The 23,136-nt window shown below is 68.3% G+C and carries 24 protein-coding genes and 1 tRNA gene; 11 read left to right on the top strand and 14 right to left on the bottom strand.

Annotation, left to right across the window (positions count from 1 at the left end; translation table 11 throughout):
- Window positions 1-31 precede the first annotated feature (31 nt).
- On the bottom strand, window positions 32-520 hold the full coding sequence (locus ACNS88_RS04615) for a cupin domain-containing protein (protein ID WP_435094364.1): 489 nt from the start codon (window positions 518-520) through the stop codon (window positions 32-34).
- Between the two features lie 291 nt (window positions 521-811).
- Between ACNS88_RS04615 and ACNS88_RS04610 the strand changes: the two genes are divergently transcribed.
- Complete coding sequence (locus tag ACNS88_RS04610) at window positions 812-2,350, top strand: (R)-citramalate synthase (protein ID WP_435094362.1); 1,539 nt, start codon at window positions 812-814, stop codon at window positions 2,348-2,350.
- 75 nt (window positions 2,351-2,425) lie between these two features.
- Window positions 2,426-2,737, top strand: coding sequence for a DUF8081 domain-containing protein (locus ACNS88_RS04605; RefSeq protein WP_435094361.1), 312 nt, complete (start codon window positions 2,426-2,428; stop codon window positions 2,735-2,737).
- Window positions 2,738-2,786: 49 nt separating this feature from the next.
- On the opposite strand, the gene ACNS88_RS04600 is transcribed toward ACNS88_RS04605, so the two are convergent.
- Together ACNS88_RS04600 and pyrE are read right to left on the bottom strand one after the other, a co-directional pair.
- Window positions 2,787-2,871, bottom strand: a tRNA-Ser gene (locus ACNS88_RS04600).
- 126 nt (window positions 2,872-2,997) lie between these two features.
- Window positions 2,998-3,546, bottom strand: a complete 549-nt coding sequence (gene pyrE / locus ACNS88_RS04595; RefSeq protein WP_435094359.1) for an orotate phosphoribosyltransferase — start codon at window positions 3,544-3,546, stop codon at window positions 2,998-3,000.
- 625 nt (window positions 3,547-4,171) lie between these two features.
- Here pyrE and ACNS88_RS04590 point away from each other — a divergent pair.
- Complete coding sequence (locus ACNS88_RS04590) at window positions 4,172-4,807, top strand: halocyanin domain-containing protein (protein WP_435094357.1); 636 nt, start codon at window positions 4,172-4,174, stop codon at window positions 4,805-4,807.
- A gap of 38 nt (window positions 4,808-4,845) precedes the next feature.
- Here the strand turns inward: ACNS88_RS04590 and ACNS88_RS04585 are convergent, their stop codons facing one another.
- Window positions 4,846-5,895: a glycosyltransferase gene (locus ACNS88_RS04585; protein ID WP_435094355.1), complete on the bottom strand. Its 1,050-nt coding sequence runs from the start codon at window positions 5,893-5,895 to the stop codon at window positions 4,846-4,848.
- A 132-nt stretch (window positions 5,896-6,027) separates the two neighbouring features.
- Here ACNS88_RS04585 and ACNS88_RS04580 point away from each other — a divergent pair, with 132 nt between their 5' ends.
- Window positions 6,028-7,920: a S9 family peptidase gene (locus tag ACNS88_RS04580; RefSeq protein ID WP_435094353.1), complete on the top strand. Its 1,893-nt coding sequence runs from the start codon at window positions 6,028-6,030 to the stop codon at window positions 7,918-7,920.
- Between the two features lie 337 nt (window positions 7,921-8,257).
- Here the strand turns inward: ACNS88_RS04580 and ACNS88_RS04575 are convergent, their stop codons facing one another.
- From ACNS88_RS04575 to ACNS88_RS04560, 4 genes are all read right to left on the bottom strand, one after another.
- On the bottom strand, window positions 8,258-9,043 hold the full coding sequence (locus ACNS88_RS04575; protein ID WP_435094446.1) for an aldo/keto reductase: 786 nt from the start codon (window positions 9,041-9,043) through the stop codon (window positions 8,258-8,260).
- Window positions 9,044-9,179: 136 nt separating this feature from the next.
- The gene (locus ACNS88_RS04570; RefSeq protein WP_435094351.1) at window positions 9,180-11,690 is read right to left on the bottom strand and encodes a heavy metal translocating P-type ATPase; all 2,511 of its coding nucleotides are present in this window, start codon (window positions 11,688-11,690) and stop codon (window positions 9,180-9,182) included.
- 2 nt (window positions 11,691-11,692) lie between these two features.
- Window positions 11,693-12,520: a sulfite exporter TauE/SafE family protein gene (locus ACNS88_RS04565; RefSeq protein ID WP_435094445.1), complete on the bottom strand. Its 828-nt coding sequence runs from the start codon at window positions 12,518-12,520 to the stop codon at window positions 11,693-11,695.
- Between the two features lie 87 nt (window positions 12,521-12,607).
- Window positions 12,608-13,033, bottom strand: a complete 426-nt coding sequence (locus ACNS88_RS04560) for a plastocyanin/azurin family copper-binding protein (protein WP_435094349.1) — start codon at window positions 13,031-13,033, stop codon at window positions 12,608-12,610.
- A gap of 208 nt (window positions 13,034-13,241) precedes the next feature.
- Between ACNS88_RS04560 and ACNS88_RS04555 the strand changes: the two genes are divergently transcribed.
- From ACNS88_RS04555 to ACNS88_RS04540, 4 genes are all read left to right on the top strand, one after another.
- Complete coding sequence (locus ACNS88_RS04555; protein WP_435094347.1) at window positions 13,242-14,042, top strand: bacteriorhodopsin; 801 nt, start codon at window positions 13,242-13,244, stop codon at window positions 14,040-14,042.
- A gap of 113 nt (window positions 14,043-14,155) precedes the next feature.
- Complete coding sequence (pth2, locus tag ACNS88_RS04550) at window positions 14,156-14,494, top strand: peptidyl-tRNA hydrolase Pth2 (RefSeq protein WP_435094345.1); 339 nt, start codon at window positions 14,156-14,158, stop codon at window positions 14,492-14,494.
- Window positions 14,494-15,942: a tRNA pseudouridine(13) synthase TruD gene (gene truD, locus ACNS88_RS04545; RefSeq protein WP_435094343.1), complete on the top strand. Its 1,449-nt coding sequence runs from the start codon at window positions 14,494-14,496 to the stop codon at window positions 15,940-15,942. Before pth2 ends, truD begins: the two co-directional genes overlap by 1 nt.
- A gap of 104 nt (window positions 15,943-16,046) precedes the next feature.
- Window positions 16,047-16,601: a GMP synthase subunit A gene (locus ACNS88_RS04540; protein WP_435094340.1), complete on the top strand. Its 555-nt coding sequence runs from the start codon at window positions 16,047-16,049 to the stop codon at window positions 16,599-16,601.
- Window positions 16,602-16,733: 132 nt separating this feature from the next.
- Here ACNS88_RS04540 and ACNS88_RS04535 read toward each other — a convergent pair whose 3' ends face one another.
- The 6 genes from ACNS88_RS04535 to ACNS88_RS04510 all read right to left on the bottom strand — a co-directional run bounded on the left by ACNS88_RS04535 (window position 16,734) and on the right by ACNS88_RS04510 (window position 19,338).
- A complete protein-coding gene (locus ACNS88_RS04535) occupies window positions 16,734-17,045 on the bottom strand; it encodes a DUF3194 domain-containing protein (protein ID WP_435094338.1) in 312 nt (103 codons plus the stop codon).
- A 6-nt stretch (window positions 17,046-17,051) separates the two neighbouring features.
- Window positions 17,052-17,435, bottom strand: coding sequence for a prefoldin subunit beta (locus ACNS88_RS04530; protein ID WP_435094444.1), 384 nt, complete (start codon window positions 17,433-17,435; stop codon window positions 17,052-17,054).
- A 114-nt stretch (window positions 17,436-17,549) separates the two neighbouring features.
- A complete protein-coding gene (locus ACNS88_RS04525) occupies window positions 17,550-17,813 on the bottom strand; it encodes a KEOPS complex subunit Pcc1 (RefSeq protein WP_435094443.1) in 264 nt (87 codons plus the stop codon).
- 49 nt (window positions 17,814-17,862) lie between these two features.
- Window positions 17,863-17,997 carry a DNA-directed RNA polymerase subunit P gene (locus tag ACNS88_RS04520; protein WP_004049526.1) on the bottom strand — a complete coding sequence of 45 codons (135 nt, stop codon included), beginning with the start codon at window positions 17,995-17,997 and terminating at the stop codon, window positions 17,863-17,865.
- 4 nt (window positions 17,998-18,001) lie between these two features.
- The gene (locus tag ACNS88_RS04515) at window positions 18,002-18,268 is read right to left on the bottom strand and encodes an eL43 family ribosomal protein (RefSeq protein ID WP_435094335.1); all 267 of its coding nucleotides are present in this window, start codon (window positions 18,266-18,268) and stop codon (window positions 18,002-18,004) included.
- A 101-nt stretch (window positions 18,269-18,369) separates the two neighbouring features.
- Window positions 18,370-19,338 carry a cation diffusion facilitator family transporter gene (locus ACNS88_RS04510; RefSeq protein WP_435094334.1) on the bottom strand — a complete coding sequence of 323 codons (969 nt, stop codon included), beginning with the start codon at window positions 19,336-19,338 and terminating at the stop codon, window positions 18,370-18,372.
- Window positions 19,339-19,705: 367 nt separating this feature from the next.
- On the opposite strand from ACNS88_RS04510, the gene ACNS88_RS04505 reads away from it, so the two are divergent.
- From ACNS88_RS04505 to pyk, 3 genes are all read left to right on the top strand, one after another.
- Complete coding sequence (locus ACNS88_RS04505) at window positions 19,706-20,641, top strand: thiazole biosynthesis protein (RefSeq protein ID WP_435094332.1); 936 nt, start codon at window positions 19,706-19,708, stop codon at window positions 20,639-20,641.
- A 90-nt stretch (window positions 20,642-20,731) separates the two neighbouring features.
- On the top strand, window positions 20,732-21,238 hold the full coding sequence (locus ACNS88_RS04500; protein ID WP_435094330.1) for a metal-dependent hydrolase: 507 nt from the start codon (window positions 20,732-20,734) through the stop codon (window positions 21,236-21,238).
- Between the two features lie 105 nt (window positions 21,239-21,343).
- Window positions 21,344-23,101, top strand: a complete 1,758-nt coding sequence (gene pyk, locus ACNS88_RS04495; protein WP_435094328.1) for a pyruvate kinase — start codon at window positions 21,344-21,346, stop codon at window positions 23,099-23,101.
- The last annotated feature ends 35 nt before the right edge of the window (window positions 23,102-23,136 follow it).

Raw genomic sequence — 23,136 nt, 5'->3', positions numbered from 1 at the left:
AGTCGGGCTGGACCCCGTACGACCTCGCCGGCTACGGCGAGAAGGAGGTCCCACACTCGGAGCAAGTGAAGCGGAACCGCCCCTCGTCGGTAAGCTCGGTCGCGTGCGGGAGTTCCTCGCCGCACTCGCGGCACTCGATCAGCGACTCGATCTGGTCCCACTCGTGACGCGCACCGGGTGCGCCGAACGCCCACGCGACGACGTCTTCGTCGGCGTCCTCGCGGACGAACCCGGACTGGAACTCTCCGGGCGCAAACCGGATCCGCTCGCCGGCTTCGACGTCAACGCGCTCGCGCTCTCGGCCCACCTCGAACGTGGCGGTCCCCGAGAGCACGTAGAACAGCTCCTCTTGGTCGCCGTGCGTGTGGAGTCCGCCCGTGAACGCGTCTCCCGGGGCGAGCTCGAAGTAGTTCATCGCGACGTGTTCGGTGCCGAGCACCCGCGACACCGGCTTTCGAACGTCGTGGACTCCCATCGGGTTCGTGACGATATCGACGTCGTCGATCGCGACGCGTTTCATGCGGTATCGCTCTCAACCTGGGCGTGTAATCCTGTCGCCGGTGGACCCGTACTGAAACGTCGCCCTCACTTACGATCCGTTGGCCGTCCGCGTTCCGACCCGTTCGTTTATATGTATGAGACGCATCGCCATGAATACGAATGACACGAGACAATCGTGATCGTTCGGAGGATAGAGGAAGTCGCCTCACGGCGGCTGGCCGCGAAATTCTCCGACGATAACGACTCCGGGGCGCGACCGCCCCGCGGCGGTACCGGCCCCAAACCCACTGATGAGCCGACGGACTCCCTTTTGACCCGAACACCACTCACCACACTCGACGAGGTACAGCTGTTAGACACGACGCTCCGCGACGGGGAGCAGATGCCGGGCGTCTCACTGACGCCGGCCGAGAAGGTCGACATCGCCCGCGAACTCGACGCGGCCGGGATGCACCTGATCGAGGCCGGCTCGGCGTGCACCTCTGAGGGCGAACGCGAGGCCATCCGGCGTGTGGCCGACGAGGGGCTCAACGCGACCGTGACGAGCTTCGCCCGCGGCGTGAAGGCTGACATCGACCACGCGCTCGACTGCGACGTCGACGGGGTCAACCTCGTCGTCCCCGCCTCGGACAAACACGTCGAGACGAAGGTCGGCTCGACCCGCGACGAGGTAGTCGAGACGACCGTGGAACTGGTCGACTACGCGAAAGACCACGGGCTCTGGGTCGAGGTGCTCGGCGAGGACGGCTCCCGCGCCGACCTCGACTACCTCGAACGCCTGCTCGGTGCCGGGCTCGACGCCGGCGCAGACCGGATCTGCTACTGCGACACCGTCGGCGCGGCCGACCCGGAGCGCACCGCGGAGGTCGTCTCGCGGCTCGCCGACCGCGGTCCGACGAGCCTACACACCCACGACGACCTCGGATTCGGCGTGGCGAACGTCCATGCCGGCCTGAAAGCGGGCGCCGACACCGTCCACGGGACCGTGATGGGCGTCGGCGAGCGCGCCGGCAACGTCGCCTTGGAAGAAGTCGCCATCGCGCTCGATCAGTCGTACGATATCGACACGGTCGAGCTGGAGCGGCTCTACCGTCTCTGCCGAACCGTCTCGGAGGCGACCGGCGTCGCGCTCCCGCCGAACAAGGCGGTCTGCGGCGCCAACGCCTTCGCCCACGAGTCGGGGATCCACACCGACGGAACCCTGAAAGACGGGACGATGTACGAGCCGTACCCTCCCGAAACGGTCGGACGAGAGCGGCGGCTCGTCCTCGGAAAGCACGCCGGACGCGCCGGCGTGCAGGCCGCGCTCGCCGAACACGACGTGGCGGTCGACGCCGACGAGCTGAGCGAGGTCGTGAGCCGCGTGAAGGAGCTCGGCGACCGTGGAAAGCGCGTCACCGACGCCGACCTGCTCGCGATCACGGAAGACGTACAAGATCGCGAGCGTGACCGACACGTCGAACTCGTCGATCTGTCCGCCACTTCCGGCGGAAACCTCCCGACGGCCTCGGTCCGGCTCCGCGTCGGCGACGACGAACGGGTCGCCTCCGGTACCGGCTCCGGTCCCGTCGACGCCGGGCTGGAGGCGGTTCGGGCCGCGCTGGCTGGCGATTCCACGGGCGAAGGCGTCTCCTTCGAACTCGACTCCTACCACGTCGACGCGATCACGGGCGGGACCGACGCGGTCGTCACCGTCGAGGTCGATCTCTCGCGAGGCGATCGCTCCGTTTCGGTCTCCGCGACCGACGCGGATATCACGCGTGCCAGCGTCGTCGCGATGGTCGACGGGCTCGACCGGCTCCTCGCCGTGGACGCGGATCCGTCCGATGTCGCGCCGGCCGACGACTGAGTCCATCTCCGCTCGCGATCTTCGCTCCGCCGCCGTCTGACGGGGTTTTTAAGCGATGCCGCCCGAACGGCATCCGTGAGCGTCGTCGTTGCGGTGAAACCCTCTGCCCGCAAGCGCAACGCGAAGGTGGGTCGGCTCGTCTTCGAGGACGGCTCCCGCCACGCGTTCGAGAGCCGTGCAGCCGCCGAGCGGTGGGCCGACGACCTCTCGACGGGCGACGGCCACGTGTGGGTCGCGAGCGCACACCCCCGCGACGGCGACGACACCGACCTCTATCTCGTCTCGCGGGCGACCAACGCGAAGCTCGAAGCGGCCTACGACAAGCGCCGGCGTCGGCTCCGCGGCGATCCCGCCTCCGAGCAGGGGTCACTGGGCGGAGAGCCGTAGGCGGTCGATCCATAGATCTACCGCTCACGAGTTGAGCGTCCGGAAGAAGCGCCGAGGCGGAGATTTGAACTCCGGTGTCCGAATGGACAGTAGATTTCGAATCTACCGCCTTGGCCAGGCTAGGCTACCTCGGCTCATTCATCGGTTGGCCGGTTCCGCTGTTATGCGTTTCGATCGCCGGCGACGTATCGCGGTTCTCGGCGGTCGCTCGGTATAGTCAAGTCCCGGCTCCGGTTCGAAAGGTGACCGAACCCGCCGACCTAGTTCGCGTCCCGTTCCGCCAGCAGCTCTGTCGCCGTGAGCAGCGACTCCAGCTCGATGTCGTGGTCGGCCAGATGCTCCGCGGCGCCCTCCTCGCGGTCGACGACGACCAGTACGCGGTCCACCATCGCACCCGCCTCGCGGAGCGCTTCGACGGCGTCGACGGCGGATTGCCCGGTCGTGGCGATGTCCTCTAACACGACGACGTCCTCGCCCTCGTCGAGTCGACCCTCGATGCGGTTGCCCGTGCCGTACTCCTTCGCCTGCTTGCGCGCGATGACGTACGGGCGGCCCAACTCCGTCGCCGTGACGGCCACGAGCGGAACCGCGCCCAGCGCGACGCCCGCGAGCGTCGCGTCGGTGTCGGCGAGTCGGTCGGCGAACGCCTCGGCGATCAGCCGGAGCGCGTCCGGGTCGGTCTCGAAGAGGTACTTGTCGACGTAGTAGTCGCTCGTTCCGCCGTGCGAGAGCTCGAACTCGCCGAATTTGACGGCGTCGGCCGCCCGCAGCGCGGCGATGAGCTCGCTCCGTCGATCGTCGTCAGACATACCCTGACAGCGCGCGTCGGCGACCATAAACGGGTCGGAACGCGAGCGAGATCGGGAGTTGGTGTTGCAGATCGGTGACGGCGATACAATATTTAACTGAGTGTGAGCGGCTGTGACGATCGCTTATAATCTGCGGTACGGTGGCGCGTGCCTGCGAGCGGCCGTCAGGCCGCGAGTCAGCACGCGCGAGGTCGCCGGCGCGTAGCGCCGGCTGCCAGAGGGACCGAAGGTCCCTCGCTGGACGCGGTGAGCGCTCGGAGAGCGCGAACCGCGAGGCTGGGGAGGTGTGAGGCTGCGGTTCGGCGCTGTGTGGGGGGGTGGGACTCAAAGGGGCAGCCGCGAGGGCGAAGCTCGGCGACGGAAGCACCGCAGACCGCGAACGAAGTGAGCGGTCAAGGAGCGCACCGAGCCGCGCGAGTCGTCGCGGCTGGGGCTTTGACGGTGTCCACCGCAGAGTCGTCGATCACTAATAAACACCCGACAGCAACACGCCAATCCGACTTATAAACAACCACTCCACCGATCTGCAACACGTACTCCCGCTATCGATCACTCCCTCGATCACGGGGCACCGAACCACGCTCGGATCAACATATTCACTACAGGCCGTCACGAACCAAGGTGTATGAGCACGGACGACGTCTCTCGGCGCGCGTTCATCCGGACCGCCGGCGGCGCGGCCGGCGTTGCGGGGGCGACGGCGGCGACGACGGGGACCGCGGCGGCACAGGAGGAACAGCCGGTCTGGCCGAGCGGGGCCAGCAGCGGGAACGTCGGATCGTACCAAGACGCTCGCGGCGAGAGCGAGGTCACCGTTCAGGTCGGCGCGGGCGACCAGGGGCTCGCCTTCGACCCGACGCTGCTGTGGGTCGACCCCGGCACGACGATCACGTTCGAGTGGACCGGAAACGGTGGCGCTCACAACGTCCAGACGGTCGAAGGCGGCGGGCCGGCCAGCCTCGACAGCGGCGACCCGGTCGGCGAGGAGGGAGCGACCTACCAGTACGAGACGAGCGAGGAGGACGTGGGTATCACTCACTACCACTGCGTGCCTCACACCGCGGTCGGGATGCACGGCGGGCTCGCCGTCGGGGGAGACATCGAAACCGAGTCGACCGGCGGCGGCGGCTCCGGCGGCGTGTTCGTTCCGCAGGGCGCCCGCGCGCTCAGCGTCGCGACGTTCGTCGCGATGGTGAGCACGCTCGGGCTCGCGTTCATCTTCATGAAGTACGGCGGCACGGTTACGCGGGACGAGGAGTAGTCGGTCGTCGCGGTCCGCGCTGTTTTTCGGTCTGATTCCTACGCGCCGTTCAGGAGCTCGCGGTACGCGTCGACCACCCGGTCGAGGACTGCGTCGTGGTCGTAGGACGCGAAGTCGCGCTCAACCGCCTTCCGGTCGAGACCACTGACGGCGACGAACTCGTCGGCGAGCTCGGCCGGGCTCGTGACGAGCCGCCCGCGCTGACGCCCCTCCACGAGCTCGTGGGCGCTCGAGTCCGCCTGATACTCGACGAGCGCGACGCAACCGCATGCCAGCGCCCACAGCAGGTCGGTCGCGAACGTCTCCCACGTCGCCGTCGCCACCGCAACGTGGGTCCCCTTAAATAACGCCACCCGCTCGCGAAGCGGGAGGTCGCCGAGGAACGACACGCGGTCGTCGATCCGGAGGTCGCTCGCCGTCGACTCGATCCGGGCGCGCTCGGGTCCGTCGCCGACGATCGCGGCGGTCCAGTCGCGGCCGCGGAGTTCCGCGAGCCCGAGCAGGAACGTTTCGACGTTGGCGTGGCGGTCCAGCCGTCGGGCGTACACCGCGTCGAACCGGTCGTCGACGCCGGCCTCCTCGACGAGATCGAAGTCGATGCTCTCGGGGATCACCCGTACGTCCTCGCCCGCGGCGCCGTGCTCGCGGACCCGCGTCTTGGTCGTCCGCGAGGGTGCCGTGACGGCGTCGGCCCGGCTGGCGAGCAGCCGGTACCGCCGACGGGAGTCGGCGGGGTGGTCGCGCCACCAGTCGACGATCACGGGGGTCCGCGAGAGGGTGCCCGCGACGGTCGCGGCGACCCCCGGCGTCGGCGGGGTGTTGACCGCGTGGACCACGTCGGGGTCCGCCCGGCGGAGCGCGAGCGGGAGCCGGGCCGCGAACGCCGACGGCGACGGCTCAGTGGTCACCGACCGGTACGCAATTCCGTCGTCCTCGAAGGCGTCGTGGTCGCCGCCCCACCAGCGGGCGCAGAGCCAGACCACGTCGTGGCCGCGATCGGCGAGCCCGCGGGCGATCCGTCGCGTTCGCGCCCGCGCCGGCGTGTCCCCGTGACCGGGTGCGAAAAGCGAGACGAACGCGACGCGCATACGCCGACCGGACGGCTGGAGCGGATAAAAAGACACGGCATCCGGCGGGCGGAGGACGAGGCGCCTCAAAAGGCGGATGCCGGGTCATCACCCACCCGAAACGGTTTCACACAGCGCGCAGAAGCAGACATCATGCACCGGTACGACATCGAGCGATACCTCAACGTACGGAACGCCGGCGGGGCGGATCTGGGCCCCGACGGGCGGCTCTCCTTCCTGTTGAACACGACCGGTACCGGGCAGGTGTGGTCGCTCGACGAGCCGCTGGGGTGGCCCGAACAGCACACCTTCTTCGAGGAGTCGGTCTCGTTCGTCGACTCCTCGCCGGAGCGCGCGGAGGCCGTCTTCGGCATGGACGAGGGCGGCAACGAACGCGCCCAGCTGTACCTGCTCAACTACGAGTCGGGCGAAATCACCGACCTCACCGACCGCCCCGAGGCGAAACACCGGTGGGGGGGTTGGGACAGCGAGGGCGACCGCTTCGCGTTCGCCTCGAACCGCCGCGACGAGGCCGTTTTCGACGTGTACGTACAGGACCGGGACGCGACCGGCGGCGACGCCGAACTCGTCTACGAGGGCGACGGCTGGCTCTCCGTCGCCGGCTGGTCGCCGAGCGACGACCGGCTGATCGTCCACGAGGCGCACTCCTCGTTCGACCACGACGTGTACACGCTCGACGTCGCCGGCGGCGACCTGACGCATCACACGCTCCACGAGGGAGACGTTCGTTACGGCAGCCCGGAGTGGGGGCCCGACGGCGACGGGCTCTACCTCGTCACCGACCGCGACAGCGACACGCTCCGTCTGGAGCGGCTCGACCTCGCGACCGGGGAGTTCTCCGTGGTCGCGTCCGGAGACGGCTTGGCGCGAGAGGGCGGCGCGAGCGACGAGGAGGACGACGAGGACGACGAGGACGGTTCCCCCGCGAAACCCGGCGGCGACGACGGCTGGAACGTCGACGGCGTCGCGATCCACGAGGAGTCCCGACGCGTCGTCTACTCGCGGAACGTCGACGGCTACACCGAGATCACGGTCGGCGAGTTGGTCGAGCCCGACCGAATCGACCCGTTCCCGACGCCAGATCTCCCCGAGGGCGTCGCCGGCGGCGTGAGCTTCGGGCCGGACGGGAACCGCTTCGCGATCACCGCGACCGGCAGCACCCACAACGCGAACGTCTCCGTCGTCGACGCGACGACCGGCGAGACGGAGCGCTGGACCGCGGCCTCGACCGCTGGGGTCCCACCGGACACGTTCGTCGAGCCCGAGCTCGTCCACTATCCCACCTTCGACGGCAAAGAGATCCCCGCGTTCTTCTCCGTCCCGGAGACGGAGCCGCCCGAGGACGGCTACCCCGTGGTCGTCGACATCCACGGCGGGCCGGAGTCACAGCGCCGGCCCTCCTTCGCCTCGGTCAAGCAGTACCTGTTGAACAACGGGTACGCCGTCTTCGAGCCGAACGTCCGCGGGTCGTCGGGATACGGGAAGGCGTACGCCGCGCTCGACGACGTGGAAAAGCGGATGGACTCGGTCGCGGACCTCCGGGCGGGCGTCGAGTGGCTCCACGACCACCCCGAGGTCGACCCCGACAGCGTCGTCGCCATGGGCGGCTCCTACGGCGGCTTCATGGTACTCGCTGCGATGACCGAGTACCCCGACCTGTGGGCCGCCGGCGTCGACATCGTCGGCATCGCGAACTTCGTCACGTTTCTCGAGAACACCGGCGACTGGCGCCGCGCGCTGCGGGAGGCCGAGTACGGGTCGCTGGCCGAAGACCGGGAGTTTCTGGAGTCGATATCGCCGATCAACAACATCGAGGCCATCGAGTCGCCCTTGTTCGTCCTTCACGGCGCGAACGACCCGCGGGTGCCCGTCGGCGAGGCCGAGCAGATCGTCGAGCGGGCGCGCGAGCAGGGCGTTCCCGTCCGGAAGCTGATCTTCGACGACGAGGGACACGGCTTCGCGAAGCTGGAGAACCGGATCGAGGCGTACCGCGAGGTCGTCGACTTCCTCGCGGAGTACGTGTAAGACGGGTACTCGGATCGGGTTTTTAAACCGGTGTGAGTAGTTGCGGTCGGTTATTTATAAACAGTGGATGACGGATCGACGGTGAACACTTCCGAAGCCCCGCACCTCACGCCTCCCCAGCCTCGTCGCCGGCGGCTCTGCCGCCGGCTGCCAGTGGCGCGTAGCGCCACGCTGTCACCGGACTGCGTCCGGTTGCAAGCGAGAGCTTCGCTCTCGCCCTGTCGGTCGTCCTCCGCGTCGCTCCGGACGACCGACTCCCTCGCGCTCGGATTCGCGAGCCTCCGGCTCGCTCACCGGAGCGCGCCACCGCAGTTGTTTAAAAAGGGTTTCGCGGAGTTTACCAGTCGGGACCGAAGTCGGGGTCGACCTGGCGGTCGGTCCGTCCGATATCGTCGATCTGCCGGATCTCCTCGCTGTCGAGTTCGAGCCCGAGGCTCGCCCAGTTGTCGCGGAGGTGGTCCTCGCCGGTCGCCTTCGGGATGGCGGTCACGCCCTTCTCGCGGAGCCACGCGAGGCTCACCTGCGCGGCGCTGACGCCGTGTCTCTCGGCGATCTCGCCGACGGTCGGGTCGTCGAGGACCTGCCCGCGGGCCAGCGGCGAGTACGCGACCAGTTCGACGTCGTTGGCGTCGGTGTACTCGCGCAGTTCTTCTTGCCGGAGCAGCGGGTGACACTCCACCTGGTTCGCGAACGGCGCCTCGCCGAGGGCGTCGGTCGCGGCGTCGAGGTGTTCGGGTTCGAAGTTCGAGACGCCGATCCGGTCGACTAGGCCGTCGTCGCGAAGCTCTGCGAACGCGGGCAGCGTTTCTTCGGGCTCGTACGCGCCGGCCGGCCAGTGGACGTACAGCAGGTCGGCGTACTCCGTGTCGAGCTTTTGGAGGCTCTCGCGGGTCGAGGCGGCGACGTCCTCGGGCGCGAGCTTGTCGATCCACACCTTCGTGGCGAGGAACACGTCGTCGCGGTCGACGTTCGCGGCCGCAATTCCCTTTCCGACGGCGGCCTCGTTGCCGTATATCTGGGCGGTGTCGACGTGGCGATAGCCCGCTTCGAGGGCGGTCTCGACGGATTCGACACACTGCGCGGGGTCGTCGTTCTCCCACGTTCCGAGACCGAGCACCGGCATTCCGTTGCTGGTCGGTACGTCGACGGACTGTGACTCTCGTGACATGTGTGTGGGTAGACGCGTGAGCGGAAAGTCGTTTGCGGTCCAGGCGGTCGGGGGAGGTGAGACGGCGAACCGGTTTCGGCAACTCTGAGAGTCAGTCGTCCAGCAGCGCACGCGAGGAGTTCGTCACGACGAGCAGGCTAGAGGCGCCCATCGCGACCGCAGCGAACAGCGGATTCAGGAAACCGGTCACCGCGAGTGGAATGGCGACCGCGTTGTAACAGAACGCCCAGCCGATGTTCCCCTTCACGCGCCGGCCCGCGGCCCGCGAGAGTTCGAAAACGGTCGCCACGGAGTCGAGGTTGTCGTCGACGATCGCCACGTCGGCCGCGTCGGCCGCCATCGCGGTCCCGCCGCCGAGCGCGACCCCGAGGTCCGCCGCGGCGAGCGCGGGCGCGTCGTTGGTCCCGTCGCCGACCATCACCGTCCGTCCGCGCGCCTTCAGCCGCTCGACCGTCTCGGCTTTGCCCTCCGGCGGCACACCGGCGAACACCGACGAGATCGCGTCGTGCTCGCGGAAGACGGTCGCCGCGCGCTCGTCGTCGCCCGTCAGGACGACCACCTCGACGCCGGAGTCGGCGAGTTCGGTCACGGTCTCCTCCCACCCCTCGCGCAGCTCGTCGCCGACCACGACGACCCCCTCCGCGGCGCCGTCGCGTCCGACCGCGACCGGGACACGGCCCACGTCGCGGGCCGCGGCCACGGCCTCGCGGATCTCGTCGGGGACCGTCCACCCGCGCTCGTCGAACAGGCCCGGGTGCCCGACGACGACCTCGACGCCGTCGACGACGCCCGAGACCCCGCGCGGGTGGCTCTCGAAGTCGGTGACGGAGCGGGCGACGCTCGCTTCGTCCGACGCCACCGCTCCCCCGTCGGCGACCGCGGGCGACGCGGCGCCGGAGTCCGACGCGGATCCGGGATCGCCGAGCGCGCCGTCACCCCGACGGGCCGCGGCGATGGCCTGCCCGACCGGGTGCGCCGAGCGCTCCTCGACGGCGGCGGCGAGTCGCAACAGATCGTCGTCGAGGTCGGCCGCGACCACCCGCATCTCGCCGGTGGTGAGCGTCCCCGTCTTGTCGAAGACCACGGTGTCGGCGCCGCGGAGCCGCTCGAAGACGGTGTCGTCGAAGATCACGATGGACCGTTCGAGCGCGTCGCGGATCCCGGCGGCGACCGCAAGGGGCGTTGCGAGCCCGAGCGCGCAGGGACACGAGACGATGAGCACCGTGAGCCCGACGAGCATCGCCTCGGTCACCCCGTTGCCGAGCGCGAGGTTGGCACCCGCGGCGAGGAGCGCGACCGCGAGCACGACCGGGACGAATATCGTTGCCAGCCGGTCGGCGAGCTTCTGGACGCCGTGATTCCCGCTCTGGAGGTCCCAGACGAGTTCGGCGACGCGGTCGAGACTGGAGGTCGCGTCCGGCCCGACGTCGACCGTGAGCGAGCCGTCGGCGACCACGGAGCCGCCGACCACGGTGTCACCGGGCGTCTTCCGGACCGGCATCGACTCGCCGGTGATGACCGATTCGTCGACGGCGGCGTCGCCCCCGACCGCCTCGCCGTCGACCGGGACTCGCTCGCCGGCGCGCACGAGCAGGCGGTCGCCGGGGGCCAGGTCGTCGATGGCGACTTCTTCTGTCTCGCCGGTGTGTTCTCCGGTATCGTCACCGACCAGCCGCCGAGCGCTGTCGACCTGCACCGCGGTGAGATCGGAGAGGAGTTCGGTCGCGCGCTTCTTGATCGAGTCTTCGTAGTGGTTGCCGACGGTGACGATCACGATGATCGCGACGGTCACGTCGTAGTAGATCGACGGCGACTCGACGAAGATCACCGCGAGCGTGCTGTAGGCGTACGCGCTCACCGCCGCGATCGCGACGAGGAGGTCCATGTTCGGCGACCGCGTCTTCGCGCTGACGTACGCCCCCCTGAGAATCGGTTTCCCGGTGACGAACAGGACCACCGTGGTCAACACGGCGATCACGATGAAGAAGTACGTCCCCGAGGAGGAGGCCATCGCCTGATCGAGGTACTCCAAGGTGCGCTCGTTGTAGAAGGGGAACGCGAAGTACGTCGGGTAGATGATGACGATGTACTGGAGCATGATCGCCATCCCGACGAGGACGCCGACCGCGAGCCGCGCCGTCGCCATGTTGTCCGCCTGTCGGCGCGAGAAGGCGTCCTCGCGGTCGTAGGCGCTGTAGCCGAGTCCGCTCACCGCCTCCGAGAGGTCGTCGGTGGAGACCGCGTCGGGGTCGTGGTCGATCCGCACCGTGTCCGTGACGTAGCTCGCGCTGGCGGCGCTGACCCCCTCGGTCCGGGTCGCGACCGTCTCGATGAACGCCTCGCAGGTGGCGCAGTGCATCCCGTCGACCTCGAGGAACGTCGCCTCGTGGTCGGCGGGGACCTCGCTGGCCGCGTCCTCGGCGTCTTCGTCCTCCTCGCTCCCCCGCCGCCGTTCGCGCACTGCCTCGGCGTCGACGTCGACGTCACCGAGCGTCTCGTACACGTCTCGACAGCCCGTACAGCAGAACTCGTTGCCCTCGTCGTCAACCACGTCGACGCCGGCGGTCGGAAGTTCACAGAGGGTGCAGTCGGACGCGCTCATCGTCACATCCCCCCCATCATCCCGGCGCCGAGCGGGTTCCAGAACGGAAGGCTCGGGTGAGGAATGCGGATTCCGACCGACATCAGTCCGTGCGCAAACAGGACGTAGCCGAGCGCGACGAAGGCGACGCCGAGCAGGCGGTGGACCCGGCGGCGGTGGACCGCGTCGACGCTCTCGATGACGGTGCCGTAGAGGAAGACGGCCGGCATCGTGCCGACGCCGAGCGCGCCGAGCGCGAGCGCCCCGCTGACGGCGGAGCCGCTGGCGAACGCGTAGAGGTACGCCGGGTAGAGGATCGGACACGGGAGCAGGCCGTGGACCGCGCCGAGCCCGACGATTCCGGGGCCGTTGGCGAGTCGGTCGACGTGGCCCGTGAGCCAGCCGGTGACGCGGTCGAGACCCGGGAGATGGATCCCGCCGGTCGCGCCGCCGAGCGCGTACCGGACCCCGATGAGGATCACGGCCGCACCCACCCCGAGGCCGACCACGCCGCGGACCGCCTCTGCCGCGCCGGTCAGCGTCGCGGTCGTGACGAAGACGACCCCGCCCAGCGCCCCGAGCGCCGCGCCGATGGTCGCGTAGCTCGCGGCCCGTCCGAGGTTGAACAACGCGTGCTGGCGGACCTCGTAGGTCGTCAGGTGGCTCCCGCGTCGGTCGGGTGTCGAACCGGCGGTCTCCCCCGCGCCGTCGGCGCGCTCGGACTCCTCACGCATCCGGCCGGCGTACACCGTGACGAGCGGGCCGCACATCCCGATGCAGTGGGCGCCGCCGAGGAGCCCGATCACGAGGAACAGCAGGACGTCGGTCCCGAGAAGCGTCGAGAGGTCCATGAGTCGGATCATCGACGGTTAGCGTCGGGCGCGGTAATGGGTTTCGTCGGGTGCGGGCCCGACCGTCCGCGGTGGGGGCGGCGCATGTCACTCCTCGACGAACACGGTCGCGTACATGCCGCCGGTCTCGTGCGGGATACAAACGTAGTCGTAGCGTCCGGGGACCTCGAAGGTGTGCGTGAAGCGGTCGCCGCTCTGTAAACCGCCCCCGAAGTCCGACTGCCACGCGTCGCGGGCGGTCCGCTCGTCGTCGAAGCCGCCGGAGGCGAAGTAGTTGGCGGCATCGGGGATTCCGCCCTCGTAGGCGGTGACAGTGTGGGTCCGCGCGCTCGTGTTCTCCCAAACGACCGTGTCGCCGACCGAGACGGTCAGCTCCGCCGGTCGGTACCCGTCAGCGACCATCCCCACGTCGTAGTCGGGTTCGCCGCCGACAGCCGAACAGCCGGCGAGGCCGGTCGTCGTCGCGACACCCCCGGCCGCCCCGACCCGTCGGAGGAACCGTCTGCGATGCATACCGTAACTGCGGGCCTCACGCGTTTCAATATCGCGGTTCACCTCACCGTGCGGGAACGCTTCGGCGAGTCGGCGGCGAGCCACTCACAGCCGTCGACCCATACAGGTCAGGTCCGATCGTTTACTCGAAATAGGACAAACGAATGGGTGTCGTATGATAGAAACAGCAGCGTCTGACTTACTCGTAAGTGGAAGCGTTCCGCTCGAAATGACCCAGACCGAAGTGTTCGAAGCGATCCGGTCGAACGCGTCTCTGAGCGCGTCGCTTTGGATAAACATCGCCCTCGCGGGCCTGTCGATCCTCCTGTTCACCTTTATGGGACGGAACCTAGAGGACCCCCGCGCGAAACTCATCTTCGTCGCCGCGATGATGGTGCCGCTGGTATCTATCTCCAGCTACACCGGGCTCGTCTCCGGACTGACGGTGAGCTTCCTCGAGATGCCGGCCGGACACGCGCTGGCCGGACAAGAGGTACTCACCCCGTGGGGTCGGTACCTCACGTGGGCGTTCTCGACGCCGATGATCCTCATCGCGCTCGGCCTGCTGGCCGGGTCGAACATGACGAAGCTGTTCACGGCCGTCACGGCCGACATCGGGATGTGCGTCACGGGGCTCGCGGCCGCGTTGACCACCTCCTCCTATCTGCTGCGCTGGGTCTGGTACGCCATCAGCTGTGCGTTCTTCGTCGTCGTCCTCTACATCCTGCTCGCGGAGTGGGCCGAGGACGCCGAAATCGCCGGCACCGCGGAGATTTTCAACACCCTGAAGATACTCACGGTCGTGCTGTGGCTCGGCTACCCGATCTTCTGGGCGCTCGGTGCCGAGGGTCTCGCGGTGCTCGACGTGGCCATCACCTCGTGGGCCTACAGCGGGATGGACATCATCGCGAAGTACCTCTTCGCGTTCCTCCTGCTTCGGTGGGTCGCTGACAACGAGAGCACGGTCGCCAGCGTGGCGTCCGGGCTCGGTTCCTCCTCCCGTAGCGGCGCTGCACCGGCCGACGACTGACGACGCGATCGCCGTCCGGCGTCGAACCATTTTTGCCCGTCTCGATGCCCGCCAGCCGCCTGCACGACGACCGATAGAAAAGCGCTAAACCCGCGGCGGCGGTGGAGAGAGACATGAAACAGGCCATCGTCGCCCGCACCGACATCGGGATGGGCGAAGGGAAACTCGCCGCGCAGGTCGCGCACGCGTCGCTGTCTGCGTATCAGGACGCGGGCCGACGCAGTCGCAAGAAGTGGCAGGGAGAGGGACAGAAGAAGATCGTTTTAAAAGGTGACTCCGAGAGCCAGCTGTTCGAACTGGCGGACAAAGCTGACAGAGAGGGGATCCCGTACGCGATCATTCGCGACGCTGGCCACACCCAACTGGATCCGGGGACCGTCACCGCGCTCGCCGTGGGGCCCGCCCGCGACGACACCGTTGACCGCGTGACCGGCGACCTCTCGCTGTACTGATGGCCCCGTCCGACACCCTCCGCGAGGCGCATCCGACCGAGCGCGCCGCGGGCATCGATCACTACGTCAGCGACGCCGACGGGATCGGCGGCCGGCTTCGCGAGTCCCCCGAGGACTTCCGCGTCCGCGAACTGGAGGCGTTCGAGGCGGAGCCCCTCGGCGCGGACACCGGGAGCTACCCCGAACTCGTCGTCCGCGTCACACTCCGCGACTGGGACACGAACGACTTCGCGCGCCGGATCTCCGACGCGCTCGGAATCAGCCGCGAACGCGTCTCGTGGGCGGGGACGAAGGATAAACGCGCCGTCACCACCCAGCTGTTCACGCTTCGCGAGGTCGACCCCGACGACCTCCCCGAAATTCGCGGCGCCGAGATCGAACCCCTCGGCCGCGCGGGCCGCAGGCTCTCGTTCGGCGACCTCGCGGGCAACGCCTTCGAGATCCGAGTCACCGATGCGGTCGTCGAGGCCCCCGAGCGCGTCGCCGACGCGGTCGGTGATCTACGCGCGTTCGGAGGCGACGGGGAAGCGGCGGGAGACGACGCGGCCGTCGGCGTCCCCAACTACTTCGGCCAGCAGCGCTTCGGGAGCCGACGACCCGTCACGCACCGCGTCGGGCTTGCCGTCGTCCGGGAGGACTTCCGCGAGGCGGTGCGGCTGTACGCCGGTAACCCCTCGGAGACGGAGCCGGACGACACCCGCGCCGCGCGCGACCGCGTCAACGCCGCGTTCGGCGTGAGAGGAGGATCCGACCCCTCTGCCGACCGCTCCGCTGACGGTACCGGCGACGGCGACTGGGAGGCCTGTCTCGACGCGATACCGGGCAAGCTCCGGTTCGAGCGGTCGATGGTCCACCGGCTCGCCGAGCGCGACGTGGCCCCCGACGCGTCGCCGGCTCACGATGACTGGCGACACGCGCTGGAGGCGGTCCCCTCGAACCTCCAGCGGCTGTTCGTCAACGCCGCCCAGTCGTTCCTCTTCAATCAGGTGCTGAGCGAACGGCTGCGGCGCGGGCTCCCGTTCGACCGTCCGGTCGCCGGCGACGTGGTCTGTTTCGCCGACGGCGACGCGCCCGACGAGCTGTACGCGCCCGACACCGACCGGCTCCAGCGGGTCGACGAGGACCGAGTGTCCGTCGTCACCCGCCACTGCGAGCGCGGGCGGGCGTTCGTCACCGCGCCCCTCGTCGGCACCGAGACCGACCTCGGCGACCGCGAGCCCGGCGAGATCGAGCGCGAAGTCCTCGCCGACGCCGGGATCGAGCCCGGCGACTTCGCGCTCCCCGGCGAGTTCGACTCGTCGGGCACGCGGCGGGCGATCCTCCTCCGGAGCGACCTCGACGTGACGTTCGACGAGGGCGACCCGCGGTTCGCGTTCGCGCTTCCGAGCGGGTCGTACGCGACGGTGCTCCTCCGGGAGTTCACGAAGAGCGGCCCGCTCGACCTCTGATCGATCCACATTCGTGCTGTATTAGCTCCTTCCAGCGGCCGAAATCACCACGATACTGCGCTCCGTTCCGAGCCGTTTTTGTGCGGGAGCCGCCAACCGAAGCCATGACCCGGATCGTCGTCATCGACCTCCACGGCCAGTTCACCCACCTCGAACGGCGGGCGCTCCGCGACGTGGGCGTCGACACCGAGATCGTCTCGGCGGACACGCCTCCCGAGGAGATCGACGCCGACGGGATCGTCCTCTCGGGCGGCCCCGACATGGACCGCGTCGGCAACGCCCCGGACTACCTCGCACTCGACGTTCCCGTGCTCGGCATCTGCCTCGGAATGCAGCTTATCGCGGTCGAACTCGGCGGCGCGGTCGGCGGCGGTGACTACGGCGGCTACGCCGACGTTGACGTGGCGATCGTTGACGACGAAGACCCCCTCGTTGGCTCGTTGGCGCCCGAGACGCGCGTCTGGGCGTCGCACGCGGACGAGGTGACCGAGGTTCCAGAAGGGTTCGTCCGGACGGCGACCTCCGACGTCTGTAACGTGGAGGCCATGTCGAACACCGAGGCGGAGCTATACGGCGTCCAGTGGCACCCCGAGGTCGCCCACACCGAGCGCGGCGAGGAAGTGTTCGAGAACTTTGTCGCGATCTGCGAGTCGGCGTAGAGGAACGACCCCGACCGCTCTCCTTTTCAGAGCGAGTACCGCCGTCGCGAGAAGATAGACGGCACCAGTACGCAAACCCCCGGTTGATGCGTGTCGATCAGAGACCGAAAAGAATCGCGCTGTCCGCGTCGCCTACGCCTCGAACAGCTCGTCGACCGCCTCGCCGGCGGTCTCGACCGCCTCGTGGGCGACCGCGTCCGGATCGGGGTCGTCGGGAGCGTTCAGGTAGACGTCGACGTCGAGGACGCCGTCCTCGAACGTGACCGTCACGTCCAGATCGGTCACCGCCGACTGGTCGTAGTGAGCGAACACGACGCCCTCGGCCGCCTTCGCGGCGGTACGGACGACTTCCTCGTCCGCGGGCTCCTCGTCGGACTCGTCGCCCGCGTCACGCGAGCTTTCGGTCGGTTCGTCGGCCGGTCCGTCGCTCGGTTCGTTCGACATCGGCGCTTACGCGCCGCCCGCGCCCGGACCGCCCGGACCCATCGGGCCGCCGCCGGCGCCGCCCTGAAGCATCTGCTGGAGCTCGCCCTGCAGGTCGTCGAACTGCTCTTGCACGCGCTCCTCCTGCTTCTCGAGCTGCTCGGCGCGGACTTCGAGGGAGTCGACCTTGTTCTCGAGGTCGTCGTAAGCGGACTCGTAGTCCGTCTCGACGAGGACCTCGCCGATCTCGCGGTACATTCCGGCGTCCTCGTCGACGTCTTCGAGGGCGTCGAGCGCCGTCTTGGACTCGTTGAGCGCTGACTGCGCCTGCTCTCTCTGCTCGGCGACCTGCTGTGCGGTCTCCTGCAGCTCCTGTAGCTCCTCGATTTTCTCCTGTGCCTCGGGCGGCATGTTCCCTTGCATACACCAAAGGAGGCGGCCCGGACGGAAAAACCCCCGACTTCTCCGACGACGGCCGATTCACTAGATAGAGCTCCGGAACGGGGTGTTTTCGACAGATTGTTCTTACTGCCGATCGCGCTCAGTGCCGACCCGCTCGGCGACCGCAACGAGCCGCGACCAGCTGTTGATCCCGGCGCGGAGGGCAGCGAGATCGTCGGCGCCGACCCGGACCCGGACGGTGTCGCCGTCGCGGGAGACGGTCGCGGCCGAGCGGTCGTCGTCGATCTCGCCGATCTCGGGTTCGAGCGCGTCGCCGACGAGGCGTGCGTGTCGCTCGGAACGGTAGCGAAACGAGAGAACCGTCTCGTGCGCGCGGTCGGCGGTCACGGTGACGGGGTCGGAAGTCACGGTGACAGGGTCGGGCGAAACGCCGGGGTTACTCGACGTTGACTTCCTTCACGTCGCCGCCGCGCTCCTTCAGCAGGACGCGGTGGCCGCAGTACGGACAGCGCACGCCGCCGTACTCGTCGAGGGTGACGTCGCGCTTACAGCGGGAGCACTTGTAACTCATCGCCTTACTCCTCGTCGGCGAGCGCGGCGCGGATGGAGCGGCGGACGGTGCGACCGCCGGGCGTTTCGGGGCGGTATGCGCCGCCGGTGAACGTCTCTCCGGTCTCTTCGTTGACCCAGATGCCTGTGCCCTTGCGCGTGACGTCGTCGCCGTCGACGGTGGCGTGCTGCATCTCCTCTTCGATGTCCTGGACCCGCTTGCGGGAGACCCGGCCGTATCGGGCGCCGAATCGGCCCGCGCTACCGGTGCTTCGTGCCTTGTCCTCAGCCATAGTGAATTCGTCTACCGCCAGCGCGGGTAAAAAGGCTGCGAGTTGCAGCGGCCGACAGCGGACGGCAAAGAGTTCGGCTCGCTCAGTCACCGAGGAAGCGCTCACGCTTGGGGTTCCATGTACACCATCTCAACGCGACTATCGATGGCCGACAGATCGGTTTCAATCACGCCGATGACCTCGTCGATCTCACTCGTGTCGAGCGACGAATTGAAACTCACATCGGCGGTTACCAACACGTCGGTCGGACCGACAAACATCGACCGGAGGCCATCGACGTGACGCACGCCTGTGTTCTCGTTGATGGCAGTCCGAAACTCGTCTTCGACCTCCTTCGGGAGCGACTCACCGAGTAACAACCGTTTGTTTTGCCAAGCGAGCGCGAGCGCGAATCCCATCAACAAAATCCCGATCAGGATCGCACTGATTTGGTCGAACGCCTGAATCCCGGTGATACGAGTCAGCGTGATCCCGACGAGCGCGATCACGGCCCCGCCGAGCGCGATCGCGTCCTCGGTGAAGGCGGTCAGCGTCGTCACATCTGCCGTCCGACTGAACGCTTCTCGGATGCCGGACCACTCGTACCGTTCAATTTGTCGGGCGAGTTCTTCCCACGCCTTCTTGAACGCGTACGTCTCGAACGCGATCGCACCCAACAACACGACGACTGACACCCAGAACGTCTCGACCGGCACCAGATCCGTGAAGTTGATCCCGGCGAGGATCACGTCGGCTTGTTGGCCCGCATGAGCCCCCGCGGGCGCGGTGAGTTCGCCGTAGCCGTGTTTCAACGACTCCCACCCCGCGATGCCGAAGAGCAGCACGGAAACTAAGAAGGCGTAGAAGAACTGCGCCTTGCCGTAGCCGAACGGGTGACTCTGGCTTGCGGCCTGCTTAGAAAACCGAATGCCGAGCAACAAGAACACCTGATTCCCGGTGTCCGAAATCGAGTGATACGTCTCCGAGAGCATCGAGGGGCTCCCGGTGAGCAGAAACGCGAACCCCTTCATGATCGCGATCGCGCCGTTTGCGAACAACGCCGCAATGACGACCGATCGTGAGCCTGCCATTGTGTTTCGAACTCGTGCAAGAGTGAAAAAGTGCGTGGTAACGTGTTACATACGCGGACCCGAATTCGCTCGTTGCCGTGTCCAATATCTACAGCAATCGGACACGCCACCATGGACGATCGGATACGGGCGTACTGGCTAGCTGCATGGAAGACAGTGGCCGTCTTCGAGCCGAAACAGAGCAACACGACGTGAATGCAGCGAGCGAGTCCGCCGCTAGCGGGCCCCCCGGCGTCCCTTCGCTTGCGTACCTCGGTGACGCACTGCTCACCAAGCCACTCCCGACCGATCTGCGTGTTGTTATTTATAACGGCAACGCCGACTCCACCGCAACACCTTTCACAACTAAGTAATACTACCAAGTTGTATGCACGGATTCGACGGCTTCAGTGACGTGAGCGAGACGGACGTAACGAAGGCAATCGGCAACGAGTGGACCGACGGGTTCCTCGATTACACCGACTCGGAGGTGATCGTCCTCGGCGGCGGCCCGTCCGGGCTGATGGCCGCAAAGGAGTTGGCCGAGCGCGGCGTGAAGGTGATGATCGTCGAGAAGAACAACTACCTCGGCGGCGGGTTCTGGCTCGGCGGGTTCCTGATGAACACGGTGACGGTCCGGGACCCCGCACAGGAGATCCTCGGCGACCTCGACGTCGACTACGACCCCGTCGAAGACGTGGACGGGCTCTACACCGCCGCCGGTCCCGAAGCTTGCTCCGGACTGATAAAGGCGGCCTGCGACGCCGGGGCGCGCGTCCAGAACATGACCGAGTTCACCGATCTGGTCGTCCGCGAGGACCACCGCGTCGGCGGGATCGTGATGAACTGGACGCCGGTCCACGCGCTGCCTCGCGAGATCACCTGCGTCGACCCCATCGCGGTCGAGTCCGACCTCGTGATCGACGCGACCGGTCACGACGCGGTCGCGATCAGCAAGCTCGACGAGCGCGGCGTCCTCTCGGCGCCCGGCATCGAACACGCGAAGGAGCACAACACCGGGATGGACCAGACGGGAGACGGCGAGTACGGCGCCCCGGGCCACGACTCGCCCGGCCACGACTCGATGTGGGTCGGCGAGAGCGAGGACGCGGTCGTCGAACACACCGGCGTCGTCCACGACGGCCTGATCGCGTCCGGCATGGCCGTCGCGACCGCTCACGGGCTTCCGCGGATGGGACCGACGTTCGGCGCGATGCTGGTCTCCGGGAAGCGCGCCGCGCAGGCCGCCCTCGACGAACTCGGCGTCGACGAGCCCGAGGTCCGGCTCTCCGCGGGCGACGCGCCCGCGCCCGCCGACGACTGAGTCCTCGCGACCGACCATCGAGACGCGACCCCTGCTGACGACGTTCCGCTCCCCGAGAGACTTTTTGATGACTTGCCCCGAGCGTCACCCATGTACTGGCGAGGTCACGTCGGGATCGCGCTGCTCGCGTACGCGCCGGTCGCGGGGGCGGTCCGACTCGCCGGCGAGCCCGAACTGTCCGTTCTCGGCGCGGTGGTCGCCGTCGCGTTCGCGACGCTGCCCGACCTCGATCACCGGTTGCCGGTCGCACACCGCGGCCCGACGCACACGATCGCGTTCGCGCTGGCGGCGGGCGTACTCGTCTCCACTGCGGCCGCGGTCGCCTTCGCCACGAGCCATGGGACCGCCCTCCCCGCAGGCGGCGAAACCGCCCTCCCGCCGTTGACTCCGGCCTTCGTCGGGGGTGTCGCGACGCTCTCCATCGGCTCGCACGTCGCCGGCGACGCGATTACGCCGATGGGGATCTGGCCGCTCCGCCCGTTTCGGGAGTGGCACCTCACGCTCGATCTGACCCCGGCGGCGAACCCCCGCGCGAACCGGCTGTTCCTCGGCGCCGGCGTCGCCGCCCTCACGCTGTCGGTCGGCCTCACGCCCTGAGCCGACTCCCTCGTGACCGCGACCGTCCGGCGAACCATCACGAACATTCACTCGTGGACGACTCAATCGTGTGGCTTTTTCCGCCCCTGTGCCGAATCCGGCGATATGCGAAACGCCAAGATCGTCTGTACGATCGGTCCCGCCTCGGACGACCGGGACACGATCCGCGACCTCGCCGACGCGGGGATGTCCGTCGTCCGGCTGAATGCGAGCCACGGGACGACTGACCACCGCGAGGAGGTCATCGAACGCGCCCGCGCCGTCGACGACGAGATCGACGACCCGCTCGCGGTGATGGTCGACCTGAAGGGACCGGAAGTCCGAACCGCCGAGCTCGAGGAGCCGATCTCGCTCGCAACGGGCTCCGAGGTGACGTTCGTCGAGGGCGACGACGCCACCCCCGAGCGCGTCGGGCTCACCCACTCCATCGCGGCTGCGGGGCCGGGCGACACCGTTCTCCTCGACGACGGCCGGATCGAGTGCCGGGTCGAGCGCGTCGACGGCGAGTCGGTGGTCGCCACCGTCGTCTCCGGCGGGAAGCTCAGCTCGCGGAAGGGCGTCAACCTCCCCGGCGTCGCCATCGACGTCGACCTCATCACCCCGGAGGACGAGGCCGAGCTCGACCTCGCGGCACGGGCGAACGCCGACTTCGTCGCCGCCTCCTTCGTGCGCAACGCTGACGACGTCTACCGGATCGCGGACGCGTTAGAGGAGCGCGGCGGCGACGACATCCCGGTCGTCGCGAAGATCGAGCGGGCGGGCGCGGTCGAGAACCTCGACGGCATTGTCGACGTCGCCGATGGCGTGATGGTCGCCCGCGGCGACCTCGGCGTGGAGTGCCCGCTGGAGGACGTGCCCGTCATTCAGAAACGGATCATCCGGAAGTGCGTCAATGCGGGCGTCCCCGTCATCACGGCGACGGAGATGCTCGACTCGATGGTGCACTCGCGCCGACCGACCCGGGCGGAGGCGTCCGACGTGGCGAACGCGGTCCTCGACGGCACCGACGCGGTGATGTTATCCGGCGAGACCGCCATCGGCGAGGACCCCGTCAACGTGGTGGAGACGATGGACCGGATCGTGAGGGAGATCGAGTCCAGCGACGAGTACGCGGAGACGCGCGAACAGCGCGTGCCGACCGCCGCGGAGGGCTCCCGGACCGAGGCGTTGGCCCGTTCCGCGCGCTACCTCGCGCGCGACATCGGCGCCTCCACCGTGGTCGCGGTGTCCGAATCGGGGTTCACGGCCCGCAAGACGGCGATGTTCCGGCCGGGCGTCCCAGTGGTCGCGACGACGCCAAACGACCGGATCCGGCGCCAGCTCGCGCTCTCGTGGGGAGTCCGCCCCGTGCTGACCGAGTACGCCCACGACATGGAGACGATCCTCGACAACGCGGTCGACGCCGCGCTCGACACCGGCGGGGCAGCCTCCGGCGACACGCTCGTGGTGCTCTCCGGCATGCTGACCGAGTTCGAGGGGACGAACACGACGAACACGCTCAAAGTCCACGTCGCCGCCGAGACGCTGGTGACCGGCAAGGCGGCGGTCGCCGGTAGCGTCGCGGCTCCGGTGTACCACAGCGACGACGGCGACCTGAGCGAGGTTCCCGCGGGATCGATTGTGGCGATCGGCTCGGACTTCGAGGGGGAGTTCACCGGCAATCTCGATGCTGTGGCCGGAATCATCGACGCCCGCGACGGGATGACGGGATACCCGGCCGTGGTCGCTCGCGAACTCGGCGTCCCGATGGTCTCTGGTGCGCGCCTGCCCGAGAGCGTAACGGACGGGACCGTGGTAACGGTCGACGGGGAGCGCGGCGTCATCTACGACGGCGACGTGATCGCGGCGGCACGGAAGCGGTAGGCGGCGCACTTCGCCTTCTCGTATCCTTTCGGGAC

This window comes from Halorubrum shenae, assembly GCF_051194165.1.
Lineage (GTDB): Archaea > Halobacteriota > Halobacteria > Halobacteriales > Haloferacaceae > Halorubrum.
This window is presented reverse-complemented; position numbering and strand designations above follow the sequence as displayed.

Excerpts from the sequence above, each read along its gene's own strand:
- ACNS88_RS04615 (WP_435094364.1), bottom strand. The coding sequence starts at position 520 with ATGAAACGCGTCGCGATCGACGACGTCGATATCGTCACGAACCCGATG.
- pyrE (WP_435094359.1), bottom strand. The coding sequence starts at position 3,546 with ATGTCTGACGACGATCGACGGAGCGAGCTCATCGCCGCGCTGCGGGCG.
- ACNS88_RS04590 (WP_435094357.1), top strand. The coding sequence starts at position 4,172 with ATGAGCACGGACGACGTCTCTCGGCGCGCGTTCATCCGGACCGCCGGC.
- ACNS88_RS04585 (WP_435094355.1), bottom strand. The coding sequence starts at position 5,895 with ATGCGCGTCGCGTTCGTCTCGCTTTTCGCACCCGGTCACGGGGACACG.
- ACNS88_RS04580 (WP_435094353.1), top strand. The coding sequence starts at position 6,028 with ATGCACCGGTACGACATCGAGCGATACCTCAACGTACGGAACGCCGGC.
- ACNS88_RS04575 (WP_435094446.1), bottom strand. The coding sequence starts at position 9,043 with ATGCCGGTGCTCGGTCTCGGAACGTGGGAGAACGACGACCCCGCGCAG.
- ACNS88_RS04570 (WP_435094351.1), bottom strand. The coding sequence starts at position 11,690 with ATGAGCGCGTCCGACTGCACCCTCTGTGAACTTCCGACCGCCGGCGTC.
- ACNS88_RS04565 (WP_435094445.1), bottom strand. The coding sequence starts at position 12,520 with ATGGACCTCTCGACGCTTCTCGGGACCGACGTCCTGCTGTTCCTCGTG.
- ACNS88_RS04560 (WP_435094349.1), bottom strand. The coding sequence starts at position 13,033 with ATGCATCGCAGACGGTTCCTCCGACGGGTCGGGGCGGCCGGGGGTGTC.
- ACNS88_RS04555 (WP_435094347.1), top strand. The coding sequence starts at position 13,242 with ATGACCCAGACCGAAGTGTTCGAAGCGATCCGGTCGAACGCGTCTCTG.
- pth2 (WP_435094345.1), top strand. The coding sequence starts at position 14,156 with ATGAAACAGGCCATCGTCGCCCGCACCGACATCGGGATGGGCGAAGGG.
- truD (WP_435094343.1), top strand. The coding sequence starts at position 14,494 with ATGGCCCCGTCCGACACCCTCCGCGAGGCGCATCCGACCGAGCGCGCC.
- ACNS88_RS04540 (WP_435094340.1), top strand. The coding sequence starts at position 16,047 with ATGACCCGGATCGTCGTCATCGACCTCCACGGCCAGTTCACCCACCTC.
- ACNS88_RS04535 (WP_435094338.1), bottom strand. The coding sequence starts at position 17,045 with ATGTCGAACGAACCGAGCGACGGACCGGCCGACGAACCGACCGAAAGC.
- ACNS88_RS04530 (WP_435094444.1), bottom strand. The coding sequence starts at position 17,435 with ATGCCGCCCGAGGCACAGGAGAAAATCGAGGAGCTACAGGAGCTGCAG.
- ACNS88_RS04520 (WP_004049526.1), bottom strand. The coding sequence starts at position 17,997 with ATGAGTTACAAGTGCTCCCGCTGTAAGCGCGACGTCACCCTCGACGAG.
- ACNS88_RS04515 (WP_435094335.1), bottom strand. The coding sequence starts at position 18,268 with ATGGCTGAGGACAAGGCACGAAGCACCGGTAGCGCGGGCCGATTCGGC.
- ACNS88_RS04510 (WP_435094334.1), bottom strand. The coding sequence starts at position 19,338 with ATGGCAGGCTCACGATCGGTCGTCATTGCGGCGTTGTTCGCAAACGGC.
- ACNS88_RS04505 (WP_435094332.1), top strand. The coding sequence starts at position 19,706 with ATGCACGGATTCGACGGCTTCAGTGACGTGAGCGAGACGGACGTAACG.
- ACNS88_RS04500 (WP_435094330.1), top strand. The coding sequence starts at position 20,732 with ATGTACTGGCGAGGTCACGTCGGGATCGCGCTGCTCGCGTACGCGCCG.
- pyk (WP_435094328.1), top strand. The coding sequence starts at position 21,344 with ATGCGAAACGCCAAGATCGTCTGTACGATCGGTCCCGCCTCGGACGAC.